Raw genomic sequence first — 18,842 nt, 5'->3', positions numbered from 1 at the left:
GGACGCGGCATGGCGCGGATCGTGGTCGTCGGCGCCGGGGTGGGTGGGCTGGCCACCGCCGCCCGGTTGGCCGTCACCGGGCACGAGGTGACCGTGCTGGAGCGGGCCGAGGCGGTCGGCGGCAAGCTCGGCCGGCACACCCGCGACACGCCCGAGGGCTCGTTCCACTTCGACACCGGGCCCAGCCTGCTCACCCTGCCCGAGGTGTTCCACGAGCTGTTCGAGGCGACCGGGGCGAAGCTGGACGAGTACCTCGGCCTGGAGCCGCTGGACCCGATCGTGCGGCACGTCTTCCCGGGCGGCGGGCCGGTGCTCGACTCCTGCGCCGACCCGGACGAGTTCACCGCCCGCGTCGGCGCGGCCCTCGGCGACCGGGCCGCCGCCGACTGGCAGCGGCTGTGGCGGCGCGCCGCGCGGGTGTGGCGGGCCAGCGAGCACGACATCCTGCGCCGCCGGGTCGACTCGCCCCGGAACCTGGCCCGGCTGGCCTGGCGGCTGGGCGACCTGGCCGCGATCCGGCCCGGGCAGAGCCTGCGCGGGCTGGGCCGGGCCCACCTGGCCGACCCACGGCTGCGGATGCTGCTGGACCGGTACGCCACCTACACCGGCGCCGACCCACGTCGCGCGCCGGCCGCGCTGGTCGCGGTCCCCTACGCCGAGCTGACCTTCGGCGGCTGGTACCTGCGCGGCGGGCTGGGCACCCTCGCCGACGCGCTGCTGTCGCGCTGCCTGGACCTGGGGGTGGTGGTGCGCACCGGCGCCACGGTCACCCGGATCGACGCGGTGGGTGGCCGGGTGCACGGGGTACGCGTCGCCGGGCAGCACGCCCCGATCCCCGCCGACGTGGTGGTGGCCAACGTCGACGCGCTCACCGTCTACCGCGACCTGCTGCCCGACCCGCGCCGGCTGGCCGGGCTCACCGACCGCAGCCTGGCCGGCTTCGTGCTGCTGCTCGGCGTACGCGGCGAGAGCAGGCTGGCCCACCACAACGTCTTCTTCCCGCGCGACCACGATGCCGAGTTCGACGCGGTCTTCGGTGCCCCGGGCCGGGGGGTACGGGCCCGACCGGCCGCCGACCCGACCGTCTTCGTCACCGTGGCCGACGACCCGGTGGTCCGCCCGACCGGCCACGAGGCGTGGTTCGTGCTGGTCAACGCCGCCCGCCACGGCACCGCCTCCGGGGCGGTCGACTGGCGCCGGCCGGGGCTGGCGCAGGCGTACGCCGACCGGATCCTCGACGTGCTGGCCGAGCGCGGCGTGGACGTGCGCGATCGGCTGCTCTTCCGCGACATCCGCACCCCGGCCGATCTGGCCGACTCGGCCGGCGCACCGGGCGGGACCATCTACGGCACGGCCGGCGGTCTGCTCCGTCCGGCCAACCGGGGCCCGGCCCACGGCCTCTGGCTGGTCGGCGGCTCCAGCCACCCGGGCGGCGGCCTGCCGATGGTCACCCTCTCCGCCCAGATCGTCGCCCACGAGATCGGCCCCGCCTGGTAGGTGTGGGTGTGGGTGTGGGTGTAAGGAAGGGCCCCCTATTAACGCCTGGTGTAGAGGAAGGGCCCCCTATTAACACCCGGCCCGCACGCCGAGCTCAGCTCAGCCCACCCGGAGATCGTCAGCGCGCGTCGATCAGTGCCCGGCGGACGGCGGAGAGCAACTGCCCGAGCCCGAAGGCGGCCAGCAGCACCCAGACCGCGGTGGCCATGGTGATGGTGCCGGCGGCCAGATCCGGCTCGATCAGCCCGGTCAGACCGGCCAGCAGCAGCCCGGCCACGGCCACGCAGACCCGGGTGGGCCGCTCCCCCACGGTCACCGCGCCGATCTCCCGCATGCCGGCGGCGACCGCGCGGGCCCGGACGTACTCGTGCAGCCAGGACAGCGCGCCGCCCGCGACGACCAGCACGCCCGGCGCACCGACCAGCCAGAACGCCACCAGCCACGCGGCCTCGCCGAGCCGGTCGGCCAGCGAGTCGTAGACGTAGCCGAGCCGGGTCGTCCGCCCGGTGACCACCGCCACCGCCCCGTCGACGCTGTCGGCCACCGAGGCGAGCAGCACGAGCAACGCGCCCAGGAACGGCCCGTCGCCCGGCCGGACCGCGAGCAGCGGTACGCAGACGCAGAGCAGCACGCCGACCACCGTCACCGCGGTCGGGCCGACCCGCAGCCGCCCCAACAGGAAGCCGAGGTGATAGGAGAAACGCAGCCAGCCGCGTACCACCGGTGTGGCGGCCCGGGGATCGAACCCGCCGTGCAGCCGGGCCCACGCCGTGGCGTACTCGTTCCAGTTCAGCTGTCTGCCCACCACGTTTCAACCGGCTCGGCGGTGCTGAGGTGTCGCGCCCCCGGGTGTCAGGTCGCGGCGCCGACCCGGAGGTTCTGCCAGATCTCGCGGGTCGCGGTGGACCGGTTGAAGGTGATGAAGTGGATGCCCGGGACCCCCTCGTCGAGCAGCCGCTGGCACATCTCGCTGGCCTGCTCGACGCCGAGCCGGCGGACCGCCTCCGGATCGTCGGCCACCCGCTCGAACCGCGCGGCCAGCGCCGCCGGGAAGGGCGCCCCGGACAGTTGCACCGACCGCTCGATCGTGCCGATCCGGGTCACCGGCATCACCCCGGCCAGGACCGGGGTGTCGCAGCCGGCGGCGGCCACCCGGTCGCGCAGGCGGAGGTACTCGTCGGCGTCGAAGAACATCTGGGTGATCGCGAACTCCGCGCCGGCCCGACACTTGCGGACGAAGTACTCGGTGTCGGTGGCGACGTCCGGCGAGCGGGGATGCCGGTACGGGAAGGCGGCCACGCCGACGCTGAAGTCGCCGGAGCGGCGGACCAGGCGGACCAGGTCCTCCGCGTAGTGGACGCCCTCGGGGTGCGGCACCCATTCGCCGGTCGGGTCACCGGGCGGATCACCCCGCACCGCGAGCACGTTGCGCACCCCAGCCGCGGCCAGCCGCCCGATCACGTGTCGCAGCTCGGCGACGGAGTGGTTGACCGCGGTCAGGTGCGCCATCGGCAGCAGGGTCGTCTCGTTGGCGACCCGTTCGGTGACCGCCACCGTGGTGTCCCGGGTCGACCCGCCGGCACCGTACGTGATCGAGACGAACGACGGGCGCAGCGACTCCAACTCGCGGATGGCCTGCCAGAGCTGCCGCTCCCCCTGCTCCGTCTTGGGAGGCATGAACTCGAAGGAGAAGGTCGGCTGGCAGTCGCGGACCAGCTCCCCGATCGACGGGTGCGGTTTTGGGAGGACCGAGGGAAGACCGAGAGCCACGCTCCGACTCTAACGGGTGACACCCGCCATCTCACCAGCTTCCCACGTCGGCGGGGTGGCGGTGGTGGTGCCGCGGAGGAGTGTCGTACGGGCGGGATAGCTTTCGGGCTGCGCGGGTGTGGTGGGGGCCGCGCGGGGGTCAGTGTTTCGACAGGTGGCGCGACAGCCGTGTCCGGCGGCGGGCCACCACCACGCCGACCCCTTGGAGGAGTGATGCCGTCGTCACCGCCCGATTCGCCGCCGCTGCTCGGGGAGGAGCCCTTCGGGGCACTGTTGAGTCGGTTCCGGCTGGCCCGGGGCTGGAGCCAGTCCCGACTCGCCGCCGAACTCTGCGCCGCCGCCGGCGTACCCACGCTGAGCCGGCATGAAATCTCCCGGTGGGAGCGCCAGCGACGCGTGCCCGGGCCCTTCTGGCGCTCCTGGTTGGCGCAGGTCCTCGCGCTGCCGGCCGACCTGCTGCCGGACGCCACCGAGGGCGGCCGCGACCGCCGGGCGCGACGCCCCCGGGCCCCGAGGCACCCACCGACCCGACCGGCGACGCGGGCCGTGAGCAGGTGCGCCACGGCACGCCGGGACACGGGGGGCTCGGCGCGTCGGGACCGGAACCGTTAGCGTCGGGGCGTGACCCACGCTGCTCCTGTCTCCCCCGTCGACCGTGCCAGTTTGCGACAACGGGTCGACCAGGCCCTCTCCGATTTCCTCGCCGGTCGCCGAGCCTGGATGACCAACGTCGACGAGGCGCTGGTGCCGGTCGCCGAGACGATCGAGGCGTTCGTGCTCGGCGGCGGTAAGCGGTTGCGTCCGGCCTTCGCCTACTGGGGCTACCGGGGCGCGGGCGGGGCGGACAGCGATCCGGTGGTGACCGCCCTCGCTGCGCTGGAGTTCGTCCAGGCCAGCGCGCTGATCCACGACGACCTGATGGATCGTTCGGACACCCGCCGGGGCGAGCCGGCGGTGCATCGTCGGTTCGCCGCCCGGCACCGGACGGCCGGTTGGGGCGGCGACCCGGACGGCTTCGGCGACGCGGCGGCGATCCTGCTGGGCGACCTCTGCCTGGTCTGGTCCGACGAACTGCTGCACTCGGCCGGGCTCGATCCCCGGGCGGTGGCCCGCGCCCGGCCGGACTTCGACGAGATGCGGGCCGAGGTCACCGTCGGGCAGTACCTCGACGTGCTGACCCAGGCCACCGGGGACACCTCGCTGGAGCGGGCGGGGAAGGTCGCCCGGTACAAGTCGGCAAAGTACACCGTCGAGCGACCGCTGCTGCTCGGCGCGGCGCTGGCCGACGCCCCCACCGACGTACGCCTCGCCTACTCGGCGTACGGCTTGCCACTGGGTGAGGCGTTCCAGTTGCGCGACGATGTGCTGGGCGTCTTCGGCGACCCGGCACAGACGGGCAAGCCGGCCGGCGACGACCTGCGCGAGGGCAAGCGGACCTACCTGGTGGCGGCGGCGATGGAGGCGACCGACGCGGCCGGCCGGGCGCTGCTGCGCGCCGGTCTGGGTGACGCGGACCTGGACCCGGCCGGGGTGAACCGACTGCGGGAGTTGATCGCCAGCAGCGGCGCACTGGCCCGCACCGAACAGCGCATCGTCACGCTGACCGATGCCGCGCTCGCCGCGCTGACCACGGTCGACCTGGACACCGAGGCCCGCCAGGCCTTGGTCGACCTGGCCATCGCCGCCACCCGCCGCGCCGACTGACACCCCTCGCCCCGCACCGCCACGCCGCCGCGGTCGCCGCGGTCGCCGCGGTCGCCGCGCCGATCTTGCACTTTCGGTCGGCCTTTTGCGCATTCTGCCCCGAAATCTCCCGACGGAAAGTGCAAGATCGCGGAGGCGAGGGCCGAGGGCCGAGGGCGCCGAAGGGTGCGGGGCGAGGGGTGGGTCAGAAGCCGAGGGCCTGGGCGCGGCGCTTGATCTCGCGGGCCTGATCGCTGGCGAGGGCGGCGGCAGGGGTACGGCCGGGCAGGCTGTCGTCGGGCTCGTAGAGCCAACGCAGCGCCGCCTCGTCGTCGTAGCCGGCGTCGGCCAGCAGGGTGAGCACGCCGGGCAGGTGCTTGCGTATGGTGCGGTTGGCCACCAGGTCGACCGGGATCCGGCGGACACCGTCGCGGCGCACCGCGATCAGCTCCCGGTCCCGGATCATCTGGTGGACCTTGCTGATCGACAGGTCGAGCCGTTCGGCGACATCCGGCAAGGTCAGCCAGTCGGCCAGGTCGGTGGGGCCGGCCTCGGGCACGGTGCTCTCGGCGGGTAGGGAGTTGGTCACCCGACCACCCTGCCACGTCACCCCTCCCCGGGGTCAACAGCCTGTCGGCAGCACGCTGAGCAGGCCGGATCGAACACCTCGCGGCCAGCGTGATCCCATCGGCACCGGCTCGGCGGTAACATCCGGTTCAACCTTCATCCTCCCGACACATAGACTCCATGCCGATGGACACACAGGTCGCCGACACGTTGCCGGGTTCGCTGATCGACGGGCGCTACCGCATTCGCGGTCGCGTGGCCCGCGGCGGCATGGCGACGGTGTACACCGCCACCGACGAGCGGCTCGAACGCACCGTGGCGATCAAGATCATTCATTCGACGCAGGGGGCGCCGGGCCGCGCCAGGCCGGGCGGCTTCGTCGACCGGTTCACCGACGAGGCCAAGACGATCGCCCGACTCACCCACCCCAACGTGGTGGCCGTCTACGACCAGGGCACCCACGCCGGGCTGCCGTACCTGGTCATGGAATACGTCCGCGGGCGCACCCTGCGCGAGGTGCTGACCGAGCGCCGCCGCCTCAACCCGGACGAGGCGCTGGCCATCGCCGAGCAGATGCTCGCCGCGATCGCCGCCGCCCACCGGGGCGGGCTGGTGCACCGCGACATCAAGCCGGAGAACGTCCTCGTCGCCGAGGCGCCCAGCGGCGGCCCGGCCAACCTCGTGGACAGCGTGGTCAAGGTCACCGACTTCGGACTGGCCCGGGCCGTCGAGGCGAGCACCGACCACGACAGCGGCAACCAACTGATGGCCACGGTGGCGTACGTCGCCCCGGAGTTGGTCACCGAGGGCCGCGCCGACGCCCGGACGGACGTCTACGCGACCGGCATCGTGCTGTTCGAGATGCTCACCGGTCGGGTGCCGTACGACGGCGACCGGCCGATCGACATCGCCTGGCAGCACGTCGACCGGGACGTTCCAGCGCCGTCGATGCTCGTGCCCGGGCTACCGAGGGCGCTCGACGACCTGGTCGCCCGGGCCACCCGGCGGGATCCGGCGGGCCGCCCCACCGACGCCGGCAGCCTCTTGGCCGAGGTGCAGGTGGCCCGGGATGATCTCGCCAGCTCGCACAGCCACACCGCCATGCTGCCCTCCGTGCTCAGCGAGCCGGTGGTGTCCGAACCGACGATGGTGGTGGCCGCGGTCCGTCCGCCCGAACGACCGCCGTGGGCCCGCCTGCCCGACAGCGGGGCGCCCACCCGGGGTCGACGCCGGGCGGCACTGGACCTGAACGCCGGCCAGGACCGGGGTTCCCGGCTGGGGGCGTTGCGGACCCGGCTGCTGGGGGACTCGAGCGGCCGGCTCGCCGTCGCCGCTGTCGTGGTGGTGCTCGGTGTGGTGGCCGCCCTTGGCGGCTGGTGGTACGGCGTGGGCCGCTACACCGCCACGCCGCAGTTGGTGAGCATGGGCAAGGCCGAGGCGGAGGCGACGGCGGCTCAGGGTGGCTTCACCCTGCACTACGCCGACCCGCGCTACGACGAACAGATCCCGCGTGACGGTGTGCTGGCGCAGGACCCCGCCTCGTCCGCCCGGATCGTCAAGGGCGGCACGATCACCCTGACCCTGTCACTCGGCCCGGAGCGCTTCCCGATGCCCGACGTGGTGGGCAAGGAGTTCGAACTGGCCGAGGCGGATCTGGTCAGCGCCGAACTCAAAGTCGTCAAGGGCACCGCCCGCTACGACGACAGCCTGCCCGAGGGTGTGGTGGTGGCCACCAAGCCGGAGGCGGGCAAGGAGGTCACGCCCGGCCAGAAGATCACCGTCATCCTCAGTAAGGGTCGGGCCCCGATCACCGTGCCGAACCTGGTCGGCAAGAACATCAACGAGGCCCGCGCGCGGATCGCTGAACTCGGCCTGGTGCTGGTGGAGCCGACGTACAAGCAGTCCGACAAGCCCCGCGACGAGGTGCTCGGGCAGAGTCCGGCCGACGGCAGCGGTGTGGAAAAGGGGGCCCAGGTCCGGCTGGAGGTCAGCGAAGGCCCGCCCCTGGTTACCGTGCCCCGGGTCGTCGACCTGCCGTGTCAGCAGGCCAAGCAGGCGTTGGAGAGCCAGGGCTTCCAGGTGACGCTCCAGTTCAACCCGAACGCGGTCGCTCGGTTCCAGAACCCGCCCGAGAACACTCAGGTGCCCCCGAGCAGCCAGATCACCGTCGGATGCTTCTGATGCCCGCCACGAATCCCGGCCACCAGCCGGCACCCGCCACGAATCCCGGCCACCGGCCGGTCGGCTCGCACACGCCCACGTCGGGTGGGCTGGCGAAGGCGGCGCTGCCGTACCTCGACGCCGCCGGTTCGGAGGTGGCACAGGTCTACGTCGGCAACTCTCGTGGGTGGGCGACGCCGGCCGGGAACCCGGCCCAGGACGCGCTCTTCCGCGACGGTTGCGCCGAGCGGGGGGTAGCGGTCTACATCCACGCGTCGCTGCTGGTCAATCTGGGCTCCCCGACCGCCGCAACGGTCGAGCGCTCGGTGCAGACCCTGGCCCACGCGCTGCGCCGCGGGGCCGAGATCGGGGCACGCGGGGTGGTCTTCCACGCCGGCAGCGCGGTGGACGCCGGGCACGCCGAGGCGGCGATGCGGCAGGTACGCGAGTCGCTGCTGCCACTGTTGGACTCCGCCGCCGCCACCGGTGGTCCGATGCTGCTGGTCGAGCCGAGCGCCGGTGGCGGCCGGTCCCTGGCCTGCCGGGTGGAGCATCTGGGGCCCTACCTCGACGCGGTGGATCGGCACCCGTGGCTCGGCGTCTGCTTCGACACCTGCCACGCCTGGGCGGCCGGGCACGACCTGGCTGCCGAGGGCGGCATGACCGAGACGCTGGACGCCCTGGTGGCCACCGTCGGCGCGGACCGGCTGCGGCTGGTGCACGCCAACGACTCGAAGGATCTGTGCGGCTCGACCCGTGACCGGCACGAGAACATCGGCAAGGGCGCCATCGGCGAGCCGGCCTTCGCCGAGTTGATGCGCCACCCGGCCACCGCCAACGTCCCGATCCTGGTGGAGACCCCCACCGAACGCCACGAGGGCCACGCCGCCGACATCACCACCCTCCGCCGCCTAGCAGCCCCCTAAGCCCCCCGCTGCCCCCGCTGCCCCCGCTGCCCCCGCTGCCCCCGCTGCCCCCGCTGCCCCCGCTGCCCCCGCTGCCCCCGCTGCCCCCGCTGCCCCCGCTGCCCCCGCTGCCCCCGCTGCCCCCGCTGCGGCGATCATGCACTTTCCGCCACCCTTACGCCCCATTCCAGGGCTTTTGCGGCGACCAAAAGTGCAAGATCGCGGCCTCTCCGAACGCCTCGCCGGCATGAAGACCGACACCAACACCTGCTCCGATCTATTGCTGGGCACAGGCGATCTTGGACACTTTCGGCCCAGAGGGGCCACTCCGGTCCAAGATCCACCGAAGCGGCGAGGACATATCAGGGCAAGGCGGACCGATCAGATCGCGGGCTCGAGGGCCGGGCGACGGGGTTCGGGGCCAGCGGCGAGGACTCGGGGTCAGACGTGGAGTGGGAGTGGGGAGTGGGGGGTCAGGCTCTGAGGATGCGCGGGAGGATCGTGGCGGCGCGGTCGATCGCGGCGTTGGTGACGTCGAGGTGGGTGACCAGGCGGGCGGTGCGGGGGCCGAGCACCGAGATGAGTACGCCCTCGGCGCGGGCGGCGGCGGCGAGGGCATGCGCGTCCATCGGCGCCTTGGTCAGGTCCAGCGGGACCAGGTTGGTGCGGACCGGCGCGGCCAGCACCCCGTACGGTGTGATCGCCTCGGCCAGTCGGGCCGCCTTCGCGTGGTCCTCGGCGAGCCGGTCGACGTGGTGGGTCAGGGCGTACCGTCCCGCGGCGGCCAGGATGCCGGCCTGGCGCATCCCGCCGCCCATCCGCTTGCGCACCAGCCGGGCTTGCTCGATCTTGTCGGCGGTGCCGACGACCAGCGAACCGACCGGCGCGCCGAGCCCCTTGGAGAGACAGACCGAGAGCGTGTCGAAGAGCGCGCCGTAGGTGGCCAGCGGCACCCCGTCGGCAACGTGGGCGTGCCAGATCCGGGCGCCGTCACAGTGCAGCGCCGACTGTGCGGCGTCCGCGACCCGACGCAGCTCACGCAACGTGTCGAGGGGGATCACCCCGCCACCGCCGCGGTTGTGGGTCTGCTCCACCGCGATCGCCCGGGTGGGCACCGCCCAGTAGCCGTCGGGCCGGATCATGCCGGCCACCCCGTCGGGGTCGATGTCCGCGCCGACCGCCGGCCAGGTCCGCGAGGTGATTCCGCCGTACGCGGCAGCCGCACCCATCTCGTACGTCACCACGTGCGCGTCGGCGTCGCAGAGCAGTTCGCCGCCGGGCGGCACCAGCACCTGGAGGGCGATCTGGTTGGCCATCGACCCGGTCGGGCAGAACAGCGCCGCCTCATGCCCGAACAGCGCCGCGACCTCGCTCTCCAGGGCGTTGACCGTCGGGTCCTCGCCGTAGACGTCGTCGCCGACCTCGGCGGTGGCCATCGCCTCCCGCATCCCGGCGGTGGGCCGGGTCACCGTGTCCGAACGCAGGTCGATCGGCATGCCTCGCACCGTCGGGTCAGCCACGCAGCATCTCCGCCACCAGGAACGCCAGTTCCAGCGACTGCTGCGTGTTCAGCCGCGGGTCGCAGGCGGTCTCGTACCGGTCCGGCAGGTCGAGGTCGGCGATGCCCTGCGCGCCGCCCAGGCACTCGGTGACGTCCTCGCCGGTCAGTTCGACGTGCAGGCCGCCGGGATGGGTCTCCAGGCCCCGGTGCACCTCGAAGTAGCCCAGCACCTCGTCCACGATCCGGTCGAAGTGGCGGGTCTTGTAGCCGTTGGACGACTCGTGGGTGTTGCCGTGCATCGGGTCGCACTGCCACACCACCTTCGCCCCGGCGGCGGTCACCTTGGCCACGATCGGCGGCAGCACGTCGCGTACCTTGTGGTTGCCCATCCGGCTGATCAACGTGAGCCGGCCGGGGATGTTGTCCGGGTTCAGCTTCTCGCACAGCTCGATCGCCTGGTCCGGGGTGGTGGTCGGGCCGAGCTTGACCCCGATCGGGTTGGCGATGCGGGAGATGAAGTCGATGTGCGCCCCGTCGAGCTGCCGAGTGCGCTCGCCGATCCACAGGAAGTGCCCGGACAGCCCGTACGCCCGATTGCCGGAGACCCGGGTCAGCGCCCGGTCGTACTCCAGCGCCAGGGCCTCGTGGGAGCAGTAGAGGGTGACCGTACGCAGGGCCTCGTCGTCGGTCATCCCGCAGGCCCGGATGAACGCCAGCGCCCGGTCGATCTCCCGGGCGATCGCCTCGTACCGCTCGCCGGCCGGCGAGTTGCGCACGAAGCCCTTGTTCCAGTCGTGCACCGCGTGCAGGTCGGCCAGGCCGCCGGCGAGGTAGGCGCGGAGCATGTTCATCGCGGCGGCCGAGTTGGCGTACGCCCGGATCATGCGCTGCGGGTCGGCGACCCGCGCCTCCGGCGTCGCCTCCAGCGAGTTGATCATGTCGCCGCGGTAGGCCGGCAGCCCCCGGGCGTCGGTCGGCAGCGACCGGGGTTTGGTGTACTGCCCGGCGACCCGGGCCACCTTGACCACCGGCAGCGACGCGCCGTAGGTGAGCACGATCGCCATCTGCAGCAGCGTGCGGGCGTTGGCCAGCAGATGGCTCTCGGTGTTGTCGGCGAAGGTCTCCGCGCAGTCGCCGCCCTGCAACAGGAATGCCTTGCCCTCGCAGACCAGCGCGAGGCGCTGGCGCAACTGGTCGACCTCGTACGGGGCCACCACCGACGGGACCGTGTCGAGCACCTTGCAGACCTCGGCGACCTGGGCCTGGTCCGGCCAGGGTGGGATCTGGGCGCGGGGCAGTTCCCGCCAGCGGTCCAGGCCGAGGGCCTCGTCCTCGGCGGAGTCGACGGTCGGGCGGCTGGTCTGCAGCACCGGGCTGCCCACCGCCGGATGACTCAACTGATGCCACTCATGGCGCATGACAGAAAGCGTACGGCGACCGGCGGGCCGGCCGACCAGCGAGGGGCCAGGTTCCGGCAGATGGACGGCTACGACGGGTGGCGGGGTCGTGGGGGTGGGGTCGGCGCGGGTCAGGGCGTCGGCGCCGGGGCGGGACTGTGCCCGCCGGGCCGTTCGTCCGAGATGCACCAGTCGAGCCCGTCCTGGGTGACCGTGAACAGCAACGGCCGAGTGGCCGTACGCTTGCCGACAGCAACCGTCACCGCGGCGCTGACCTCCTGCCCGGACGGGCCGGGGCGGATGTCGACGATCTCGGCCTTCGAGACCTTGAAATGGTCGGCGAAGTCGCCGTTCGGCCCGGTGGCGGCCCCGTCGAACGCCTCGTGCAGCACGGCACAGAGTTGGCTGCGCCCGGCTTCGACATCCTTGGCCGTGATCGCGTCGAGGTACGCCTGCGCCCGTTCCCGGGACTTCGTCAGGGCCTCCTCGGCCGGTGCCCGTCCGGGCTCCTCCGCCTCGTTTTCCCCCGCGATGAGACCGCAGCCGCCCAGCGCGAGCGGCACGGCCGTGAGCAGGACGGCCCAGCGCCCGAATCTCACCTGCATCGCCACCTCCCACGACGTCCGAGGCGCCGAGTCTGTCACACCACCCCTGGGTGCAAGGAAGGGCACCTTCCTATCGCCTTTGCTCTACCGCAGGCGTCAAAAAGGTACCCTTCCTCGCCTTCACCCTCAGTTGAGGCCGCCCCTGACGGCGCTGATCAGCTCACCGTTGCTGGTGTCACCGGAGAGTTCCCAGAAGAAGGCGCCACCGAGGCCCTGGTTCTTCGCGTACGTCATCTTGCCGTTGATGGTCGACGGGGTGTCGTAGCTCCACCAGTTGCTGCCGCACTTGGCGTACGCCGTGCCGCCGATGGTGCCGGTGGCCGGGCAGCTGTTCTTGAGCACCTTGTAATCCTCGATGCCCTGCTCGTAGGTGCCCGGAGCGGGCCCGGTCGCGGTGCCACCCGGCGTGGTCTGGGTCACCCCGGTCCAGCCCCGGCCGTAGAAGCCGATGCCGAGCAGCAGCTTGTTGGCCGGGATCCCCTTGCTCTTGAGCTTCTGGATGGCGGCGTCCGACCAGAAGCCCTGCTGCGGGATGCCGGTGTACGAGTGGAGCGGTGAGTGCGGGGCCGTCGGGCCCTGCGCGTTGAAGGCGCCGAAGTAGTCGTACGTCATCGGCATGATCCAGTTGAGGTTCGCCGCCGCACCGGCGTAGTCGGTCGCGTCGATCTTGCCGCCGTTGCTGCCGTCCGCGGTGATCGCGGCGGTGACCAGCGCCGACGAGCCGAACCGGCTCCGCAGCGCGCTGACCACGTTCTTGAACGCGTTCGGGCCGCTGGCGTCGCAGGTGAGGCCGCAGGCGTTCGGGTATTCCCAGTCGATGTCGATGCCGTCGAAGACGTCCGCCCAGCGCGGGTCCTCGACCAGGTTGTAGCAGCTCTGGGCGAAGGCGGTGGGGTTCTGCGCGGCCTGGGTGAAGCCGCCGGACCAGGTCCAGCCGCCGAAGGACCAGATCACCTTGAGGTGCGGGTACATCCGCTTGAGCTTGCGCAGTTGGTTGAAGCTGCCGCGCAGCGGCTGATCCCAGGTGTCGGCGACGCCGTCGACGCTCTCCGCCGCGGTGTACGCCTTCTCGTAGTCGGCGTAGCTGTCACCGATGGTGCACCGGCCGCCGGTGGTGTTGCCGAAGGCGTACAGGATGTGGGTCAGCTTGGCCGCCGAGCCGCTGGTGTGGATGTTCCTGACGTGGTAGTTGCGGCCGTAGACACCCCACTGGGCGAAGTAGCCGACGACCTTGCGGTCCCCGCTGGGCGGCGGGGTGGGCGGCGGCGCGGTGGTGGGGGGCGCCGTGGTCGGCGGGGTGGTCGTGGGCGGGGTGGTGGTCGGCGGTGCGGTGGTCGGCGGCGGCGTGCCACCGCCGCAGGAGACGCCGTTGATGGTGCAGTTGAGCGGCGCCCGGTACGCACCGGTGCCGTTGTAGCCCCAGCTGAAGGAGGCACCCGGGGCCAACGCACCGGCCCAGCTCTTCTTGACCGCCACGTAACGGTTGCCGTCGCGGGTGACGTCGGCGTCCCAGAAGCTGCTGATGCTGGTGCCCGAGGGCAGCTCGAAATCGATGCGCCAGGTGCTGATGCTGGCGTTCGAACCGTTGGTGATGGTGACCCTCGTTTCGTGACCGGTCCCCCAGTCCGTCACCCGGGCGAAGGAGGTGGTCACGCTTCCGGCGCCGAACGCCGAGGCCATCGGGACCGTGGCGACGGTCACCGCGACCACGGCGCCGACCCAGAGGGCCCGGCGGAGCGATCTCTTCATGTGGCGCCTCCAAACAGTTAGGAAACTTTCCAAAAGGATGAGGAGACGCTACTCACACGCCACCACTTCGTCAAGATGCACATGTATCGATTGGCGCGAGGAGCCACACCACCACGTAGCCTCGGGTCATGACAGTCTTCGACCTTCCGATCGGTGCGCTCGGCGGCGGCCCGGCCGACCTGGCGCGCTACCGCGGACGCGCCCTGCTGGTGGTCAACGTCGCGTCCCGGTGCGGGCTCACCCCGCAGTACGCCGGCCTCCAGGCCCTTCAGGACGAGTACGCCGAGCGCGGACTGGTGATGCTCGGCGTGCCGTGCAACCAGTTCGCCGGCCAGGAGCCGGGCACCGCCGCGGAGATCAGCGAATTCTGCCAGGTCAACTACGGGGTGACGTTTCCACTCACGGAGAAGGTCGAGGTGAACGGCCCCGGCCGACACCCGCTCTACGCCGCCCTGGTGGACACCGCCGACGCCGAGGGCCACACCGGCGACGTACGGTGGAACTTCGAAAAGTTCCTGGTCGCTCCAGACGGCACGGTCGCCGCTCGGTTCGCCCCCACCGTCACCCCCGGCGACGCCGCCCTGCGCAGCACCATCGAGAAACACCTACCCGTCGCTTGACCCCTACCTCGGTCGGCCGCAAGCAGGCCACCCATCCGTCATCACCGATATGAATACTGTCGGTCATCGACCAACGTCAGATCCGCGAGGAATCAGGGCCATGGATCAATCGGTCCACGACCCCGGTGCCGGCCGCCGGAATTCGGACGCCGACGGAATCGCATAGACACCATGTAGATCCTGTCTCATTTTCATGTAGGAACCATGTAGATTCCATGAAATATCCGCGCCGGTCGAATTTTCGGCCCGGCCCCGGACAGGCGGTTTGACCGACATCCGCGAACTCCCCCGATAAACGGCGCACCGGCCCCCGCCGGCAGAAAACCCGGCACCACCGGCCTCGGAGGTCGCGGATCGGCCACCCCGCACGGGAACACGGCGTGATGGCAGCGCCACCTGCCGCAACGGACGCTGCCCCCTATCGGCTGGAATGCCCTGGAAATTCCAGCCATCGGAGGTCCTACTGGCTTTGCGATTCTCCATACCTGAATTGCGCTTCCGTCGACCAGTGCTGCACACAAATAGCTCGGCGTCACGACGCGATCCAATGACAGTGGCCCATGCGACGGAGCGGCAAAGAGGGTCGTCGTGCGCTGACAGCCGTCGGGTAGGGTCGAGGCGCCCACCCTGGGGCTGTCCTGAATCTGGCAGCCCTACGACACAGAGATTGTCGTAGATACGCGACTGCGTACGTCACCTGAAATGGTCGTCGTACCGTATGCCCCTTGGAATGGAGACCGTGTCCGCACTCAGAGTCAAGTCGCTGTACAAGGTCTACGGAAACCGCGCCGACAAGGCGATGGAACTCCTCAGAGACGGCGCACACCAGGACGAGAAGCTGGCAGGGCTACCGGTCACGGCCGCGGTCGTCGACGCGAACTTCGAGGTCAAGCGCGGTGAGATCTTCGTGGTCATGGGCCTGTCCGGCTCGGGTAAGTCCACCCTGATCCGGATGCTCAACGGCCTGCTCGCACCCACGCACGGCACGGTGGAGGTCGACGGCGTCGACATCACCAAGCTCAAGCCGGCCGCGCTGCGCAAGCTGCGCCGCGAGAAGATCAGCATGGTCTTCCAGCACTTCGCGCTCCAGCCGCACCGGTCGGTCCTGGACAACGCCGGCTACGCGCTGGAGGTGGCGGGCCTGCCCCGCGACGAGCGCCGGGAGAAGGCACTGCAGGCGCTACGCATGGTCGGCCTGGACGGCTGGGCGGACAAGCTGCCGCAGGAACTCTCCGGCGGCATGCGCCAGCGGGTCGGCCTGGCCCGCGCGCTCGCCGCCGGCACCGACATCATGCTCATGGACGAGGCGTTCTCCGCGCTCGACCCGCTCATCCGCCGCGAGGTGCAGGACCAACTGCTCGAACTACAGGCCGAGCTCGGCAAGACGATCGTGTTCATCACGCACGACCTCAACGAGGCGATGCGCCTCGGCGACCGCATCGCGGTCATGCGGGCCGGTCGGATCGTCCAGATCGGCACCGCCGAGGAGATCCTCACCGACCCGTCCAACGACTACGTCGCCCAGTTCGTCGCCGACGTCGACCGGACCAGGATCCTCACCGCGTCGGCGGTCATGGAACGACCGCTCGGCGTCGTGGACGTGAACTCCGGCCCCCGGGTGGCCGCCCGCGTGCTGCGCGAGACCCAGACGTCCGCCGTCTACATCACCGGCCGGGACAAGCGGTTCGTCGGCACGGTGACCGCCGACGAGGCCGCACAGGCCGTCCGGGACGGAAAACAGAACCTCCAGGAGATCGTGTCGACCGAGTACGTCCGCACGGTCGCCGACGACACACCCGTGGCCGACATCTTCGCCGCCTGCGCGGAGAGCCCGGCCCCGGTCGCCGTGGTCGACGCAGCCGGGCGACTCGCCGGGGTGATTCCGCGGGTCACGCTGCTCAGCGCCCTGGGCAGCCTCAGCACCGACATCAGCGAGAACACCGCCACGCCCGAACCCGCCGACGTGACCGGCGCGGCACCGGCCGCAAACGTCACGGCCGCACCGGAGGTACCGGTCCAGGTGAATGCCCAGGCTCCGGTCCGCCTGACGGGAGGGCCCGCATGAACAGCGCCGACGGTCTCAACGACCTACTGCCGTACGTGCGGGTCGGCGACGCGTTCCAGGCCGGCGTCGACTGGTCGAGGGAGCATCTCTCCGCCCTCTTCGACGGCATCGCCGCCGCCGTCGACTCGCTGGTCGAACCGCTGGCGAGCCTGCTGACCGCGCCCCCGGCGATCGTCATGGTGCTGATCTTCGCCGGCCTCGGCTGGTGGCTACGGGGCTGGAAGTTCGGCCTGGGCACCGCGCTCGGACTCGGCCTGGTCGCCGGGATGCCGATCTGGGAACAAACCATGAGCACACTGGCGCTGGTCCTGGTCTCCAGTGGGCTCGCCCTGCTGCTCGCCATACCGGTGGGCATCTTCATCGCGGAGAATCCCCGCGCCTCGGCAGTCGTCCGACCGGTGCTGGACCTGATGCAGACGATGCCTGCCTTCGTCTACCTGATCCCGGCCATCTTCTTCTTCGGTGTCGGCGTCGTGCCCGGCGCGCTGGCCACCGTGGTGTTCAGCATGCCGCCCGGGGTACGCCTGACCGAATTGGGCCTGCGTCAGGTCGACCGCGAGGTCGTCGAGGCCGGCGAGGCGTTCGGTGCCTCGCCGTGGAAGATCCTGCTGCGCACCAAACTGCCCCTGGCTCTGCCCACCATCATGACCGGCGTCAACCAGGTCATCATGCTGGCGTTGTCGATGGTCGTCATCGCCGGGATGGTCGGTGCCGGTGGTCTCGGTGAGGTGATCACGACGGCACTCTTCCGGGCTCAGGTCGGCGCGGGCTTCGAGGGCGGCGTTGCCGTGGTGATCCTGGCAGTGGTGCTCGACCGCCTCACCGACTCGATCGGCGCGCGTACCGCAGCGGCGAAGGCGCAACGCGCCATGCAACAAGCCTGATCCACTGACCTGACCCATGCAGGGAAGTCACCGATGCCGGCGCCCTGCCTCGTTCACCACGAGTTCCGCCGGTGCACAGCAACGAGGGAAGGAAACTCCACATGTGGAGCAGTAAATTTGTGCGCCGGGTCGCGCTGGCGGCCACCGCCGCCCTGGCGCTGACCGGCGTCGCCGCCTGCGGCGACGGCAACTCCGGCGGCTCCGCCGGCGACAGCAAGAAGATCAGCATCGGCTACATGGCCTGGGACGAGGCCATCGCCACCTCCTACCTCTGGAAGAACCTGCTGGAGGAGAAGGGCTACGACGTCGAACTCAAGAACGTCGAGGCGGGGGTCGTCTACCAGGGCCTGTCGACGGGTGACATCGACCTCTTCCTCGACAGCTGGCTGCCGCAGACCCACGCCGACTACATGAAGCGGTACGGCGACAAGATCGAGAAGCTCGGCGTCTGGTACGACAACGCCAGCCTGAGCATCGCCGTCCCGGACTACGTGACCGGCATCGACTCGCTGGAGGACCTGGCCGCGAACGCCGGCACCTTCAACGGCGAGATCATCGGCATCGAGGCCGGCGCCGGCCTGACCGCCGCCACCCAGGACAAGGTCATCCCGGAGTACGGCCTGACCGGCAAGCTGAAGCTGACGACGTCGTCGACCCCGGCCATGCTGGCCGCGCTGGACGGCGCGATCAAGGGCCAGAAGCCGATCGTGGTGACTCTGTGGCACCCGCACTGGGCCTACGCGAAGTACCCGCTGAAGGACCTGGCGGACCCGAAGGGCACGCTCGGTGGGGCCGAGGAGATCAACACGCTGGGCCGTAAGGGCTTCAGCGCGGACTTCCCCGAGGTCACCGAGATGCTGAAGAAGTTCAAGATGGACGACCAGCAGCTCGGCTCGCTCGAGGACCTGATGTTCAACGTGCACAAGGACAACGAGGAGAAGGCCGTCGAGGAGTGGCTCAAGGCCAACCCGGACTTCGCCGGCACGCTGAGCGCCACCTCCTGACCGCCCCCTGAGCGATCAGCTGCGCCGGTGGCGGGGCCCGAGCCCCGTCACCGGCGTCGCATAACACCTCCAGACAGGTGCGTACCAGCAGCCCGTACCGGACCCCCTCGAACAAGACGGAGCTACCGTCGGCTTCCGAGCGGCCAGCGTGGACAAAGGATGTCGCTTGTGGTCGCGCTCCGGTATACAGAGGGTTCTCCGGAGCGGCGCTCACGTTGCCCGGACGTCCCGCCCCTCTCGGAGGCTCGCTGGTATGAGCGACGGATTGTCTTCGCCTAACACTTCGGCTCTGCGGTTCCTGTTCCGCTATCGGGATCTGGTCGCCGACACCCTGCCCGAACACCGCGCGGTGCTGCGCGGTCGGGTGGCGAGTCGAGAACCGGTAGACACGATCGTCCCATGAGAACAGCCTCGGTCATGGCGTCGTAGCGTTCA

General features: G+C 71.1%; 17 protein-coding genes. 10 read left to right on the top strand and 7 right to left on the bottom strand.

Translation table 11 applies throughout. The features are described from left to right. Positions 1 to 9 precede the first annotated feature (9 nt). Positions 10 to 1,497 carry a phytoene desaturase family protein gene (locus IEY61_RS11705; protein WP_189043437.1) on the top strand — a complete coding sequence of 496 codons (1,488 nt, stop codon included), beginning with the start codon at positions 10 to 12 and terminating at the stop codon, positions 1,495 to 1,497. 118 nt (positions 1,498 to 1,615) lie between these two features. On the opposite strand, the gene IEY61_RS11700 is transcribed toward IEY61_RS11705, so the two are convergent. Together IEY61_RS11700 and metF are read right to left on the bottom strand one after the other, a co-directional pair. Beyond that, on the bottom strand, positions 1,616 to 2,305 hold the full coding sequence (locus IEY61_RS11700; RefSeq protein ID WP_189043435.1) for a CDP-alcohol phosphatidyltransferase family protein: 690 nt from the start codon (positions 2,303 to 2,305) through the stop codon (positions 1,616 to 1,618). Positions 2,306 to 2,349: 44 nt separating this feature from the next. Further along, complete coding sequence (gene metF, locus IEY61_RS11695) at positions 2,350 to 3,267, bottom strand: methylenetetrahydrofolate reductase [NAD(P)H] (RefSeq protein ID WP_189043433.1); 918 nt, start codon at positions 3,265 to 3,267, stop codon at positions 2,350 to 2,352. A gap of 213 nt (positions 3,268 to 3,480) precedes the next feature. Between metF and IEY61_RS11690 the strand changes: the two genes are divergently transcribed. Together IEY61_RS11690 and IEY61_RS11685 are read left to right on the top strand one after the other, a co-directional pair. Beyond that, positions 3,481 to 3,879, top strand: a complete 399-nt coding sequence (locus tag IEY61_RS11690; protein ID WP_189043430.1) for a helix-turn-helix domain-containing protein — start codon at positions 3,481 to 3,483, stop codon at positions 3,877 to 3,879. A gap of 9 nt (positions 3,880 to 3,888) precedes the next feature. Next, positions 3,889 to 4,971 (top strand): polyprenyl synthetase family protein, encoded by a 1,083-nt coding sequence (locus tag IEY61_RS11685; protein ID WP_189043428.1) that lies wholly within the window; start codon positions 3,889 to 3,891, stop codon positions 4,969 to 4,971. Between the two features lie 184 nt (positions 4,972 to 5,155). On the opposite strand, the gene IEY61_RS11680 is transcribed toward IEY61_RS11685, so the two are convergent. Beyond that, positions 5,156 to 5,539, bottom strand: coding sequence for an Rv2175c family DNA-binding protein (locus tag IEY61_RS11680; protein ID WP_189043426.1), 384 nt, complete (start codon positions 5,537 to 5,539; stop codon positions 5,156 to 5,158). A gap of 164 nt (positions 5,540 to 5,703) precedes the next feature. On the opposite strand from IEY61_RS11680, the gene pknB reads away from it, so the two are divergent. Both pknB and IEY61_RS11670 read left to right on the top strand, forming a co-directional pair. Further along, positions 5,704 to 7,698: a Stk1 family PASTA domain-containing Ser/Thr kinase gene (gene pknB / locus IEY61_RS11675; protein ID WP_189043424.1), complete on the top strand. Its 1,995-nt coding sequence runs from the start codon at positions 5,704 to 5,706 to the stop codon at positions 7,696 to 7,698. Beyond that, positions 7,698 to 8,603 (top strand): deoxyribonuclease IV, encoded by a 906-nt coding sequence (locus IEY61_RS11670; protein ID WP_189043422.1) that lies wholly within the window; start codon positions 7,698 to 7,700, stop codon positions 8,601 to 8,603. The genes pknB and IEY61_RS11670 overlap by 1 nt, the downstream gene beginning before the upstream one ends. A gap of 452 nt (positions 8,604 to 9,055) precedes the next feature. Here IEY61_RS11670 and IEY61_RS11660 read toward each other — a convergent pair whose 3' ends face one another. From IEY61_RS11660 to IEY61_RS11645, 4 genes are all read right to left on the bottom strand, one after another. After that, complete coding sequence (locus IEY61_RS11660; protein WP_189043701.1) at positions 9,056 to 10,078, bottom strand: threonine aldolase family protein; 1,023 nt, start codon at positions 10,076 to 10,078, stop codon at positions 9,056 to 9,058. 16 nt (positions 10,079 to 10,094) lie between these two features. After that, entirely contained in the window at positions 10,095 to 11,501 is a 1,407-nt protein-coding gene (locus tag IEY61_RS11655) for a class II 3-deoxy-7-phosphoheptulonate synthase (RefSeq protein WP_189043420.1), read from the bottom strand. A gap of 110 nt (positions 11,502 to 11,611) precedes the next feature. After that, positions 11,612 to 12,085: a hypothetical protein gene (locus tag IEY61_RS11650; RefSeq protein WP_189043418.1), complete on the bottom strand. Its 474-nt coding sequence runs from the start codon at positions 12,083 to 12,085 to the stop codon at positions 11,612 to 11,614. A gap of 126 nt (positions 12,086 to 12,211) precedes the next feature. Next, positions 12,212 to 13,834 carry a glycosyl hydrolase family 18 protein gene (locus IEY61_RS11645; RefSeq protein ID WP_189043416.1) on the bottom strand — a complete coding sequence of 541 codons (1,623 nt, stop codon included), beginning with the start codon at positions 13,832 to 13,834 and terminating at the stop codon, positions 12,212 to 12,214. Positions 13,835 to 13,962: 128 nt separating this feature from the next. On the opposite strand from IEY61_RS11645, the gene IEY61_RS11640 reads away from it, so the two are divergent. The 5 genes from IEY61_RS11640 to IEY61_RS11620 all read left to right on the top strand — a co-directional run bounded on the left by IEY61_RS11640 (position 13,963) and on the right by IEY61_RS11620 (position 18,810). After that, positions 13,963 to 14,454, top strand: coding sequence for a glutathione peroxidase (locus tag IEY61_RS11640; RefSeq protein ID WP_189043414.1), 492 nt, complete (start codon positions 13,963 to 13,965; stop codon positions 14,452 to 14,454). Between the two features lie 730 nt (positions 14,455 to 15,184). Then, positions 15,185 to 16,519, top strand: coding sequence for a quaternary amine ABC transporter ATP-binding protein (locus IEY61_RS11635; RefSeq protein WP_189043412.1), 1,335 nt, complete (start codon positions 15,185 to 15,187; stop codon positions 16,517 to 16,519). Next, positions 16,516 to 17,403, top strand: coding sequence for an ABC transporter permease (locus IEY61_RS11630; protein ID WP_189043410.1), 888 nt, complete (start codon positions 16,516 to 16,518; stop codon positions 17,401 to 17,403). The genes IEY61_RS11635 and IEY61_RS11630 overlap by 4 nt, the downstream gene beginning before the upstream one ends. A gap of 101 nt (positions 17,404 to 17,504) precedes the next feature. Beyond that, complete coding sequence (locus tag IEY61_RS11625; protein ID WP_189043408.1) at positions 17,505 to 18,407, top strand: glycine betaine ABC transporter substrate-binding protein; 903 nt, start codon at positions 17,505 to 17,507, stop codon at positions 18,405 to 18,407. A gap of 253 nt (positions 18,408 to 18,660) precedes the next feature. Further along, the gene (locus IEY61_RS11620; protein ID WP_189043733.1) at positions 18,661 to 18,810 is read left to right on the top strand and encodes a hypothetical protein; all 150 of its coding nucleotides are present in this window, start codon (positions 18,661 to 18,663) and stop codon (positions 18,808 to 18,810) included. The last annotated feature ends 32 nt before the right edge of the window (positions 18,811 to 18,842 follow it).

This window comes from Micromonospora sonchi (assembly GCF_014646235.1).
Classification (GTDB): Bacteria; Actinomycetota; Actinomycetes; order Mycobacteriales; family Micromonosporaceae; genus Micromonospora; species Micromonospora sonchi.
Note: the sequence above shows the minus strand (reverse complement) of the source record. Positions and strands in the feature narration are given on the sequence as shown.

Bases quoted from the DNA above. Each gene is read 5' to 3' on its own strand.
- IEY61_RS11660 (WP_189043701.1), bottom strand. From the start codon at position 10,078: ATGCCGATCGACCTGCGTTCGGACACGGTGACCCGGCCCACCGCCGGG.
- IEY61_RS11650 (WP_189043418.1), bottom strand. From the start codon at position 12,085: ATGCAGGTGAGATTCGGGCGCTGGGCCGTCCTGCTCACGGCCGTGCCG.
- IEY61_RS11640 (WP_189043414.1), top strand. From the start codon at position 13,963: ATGACAGTCTTCGACCTTCCGATCGGTGCGCTCGGCGGCGGCCCGGCC.
- IEY61_RS11630 (WP_189043410.1), top strand. From the start codon at position 16,516: ATGAACAGCGCCGACGGTCTCAACGACCTACTGCCGTACGTGCGGGTC.
- IEY61_RS11625 (WP_189043408.1), top strand. From the start codon at position 17,505: ATGTGGAGCAGTAAATTTGTGCGCCGGGTCGCGCTGGCGGCCACCGCC.
- IEY61_RS11705 (WP_189043437.1), top strand. From the start codon at position 10: ATGGCGCGGATCGTGGTCGTCGGCGCCGGGGTGGGTGGGCTGGCCACC.
- IEY61_RS11645 (WP_189043416.1), bottom strand. From the start codon at position 13,834: ATGAAGAGATCGCTCCGCCGGGCCCTCTGGGTCGGCGCCGTGGTCGCG.
- IEY61_RS11670 (WP_189043422.1), top strand. From the start codon at position 7,698: ATGCCCGCCACGAATCCCGGCCACCAGCCGGCACCCGCCACGAATCCC.
- IEY61_RS11655 (WP_189043420.1), bottom strand. From the start codon at position 11,501: ATGCGCCATGAGTGGCATCAGTTGAGTCATCCGGCGGTGGGCAGCCCG.
- IEY61_RS11620 (WP_189043733.1), top strand. From the start codon at position 18,661: ATGAGCGACGGATTGTCTTCGCCTAACACTTCGGCTCTGCGGTTCCTG.
- pknB (WP_189043424.1), top strand. From the start codon at position 5,704: ATGGACACACAGGTCGCCGACACGTTGCCGGGTTCGCTGATCGACGGG.
- IEY61_RS11690 (WP_189043430.1), top strand. From the start codon at position 3,481: ATGCCGTCGTCACCGCCCGATTCGCCGCCGCTGCTCGGGGAGGAGCCC.
- IEY61_RS11635 (WP_189043412.1), top strand. From the start codon at position 15,185: ATGGAGACCGTGTCCGCACTCAGAGTCAAGTCGCTGTACAAGGTCTAC.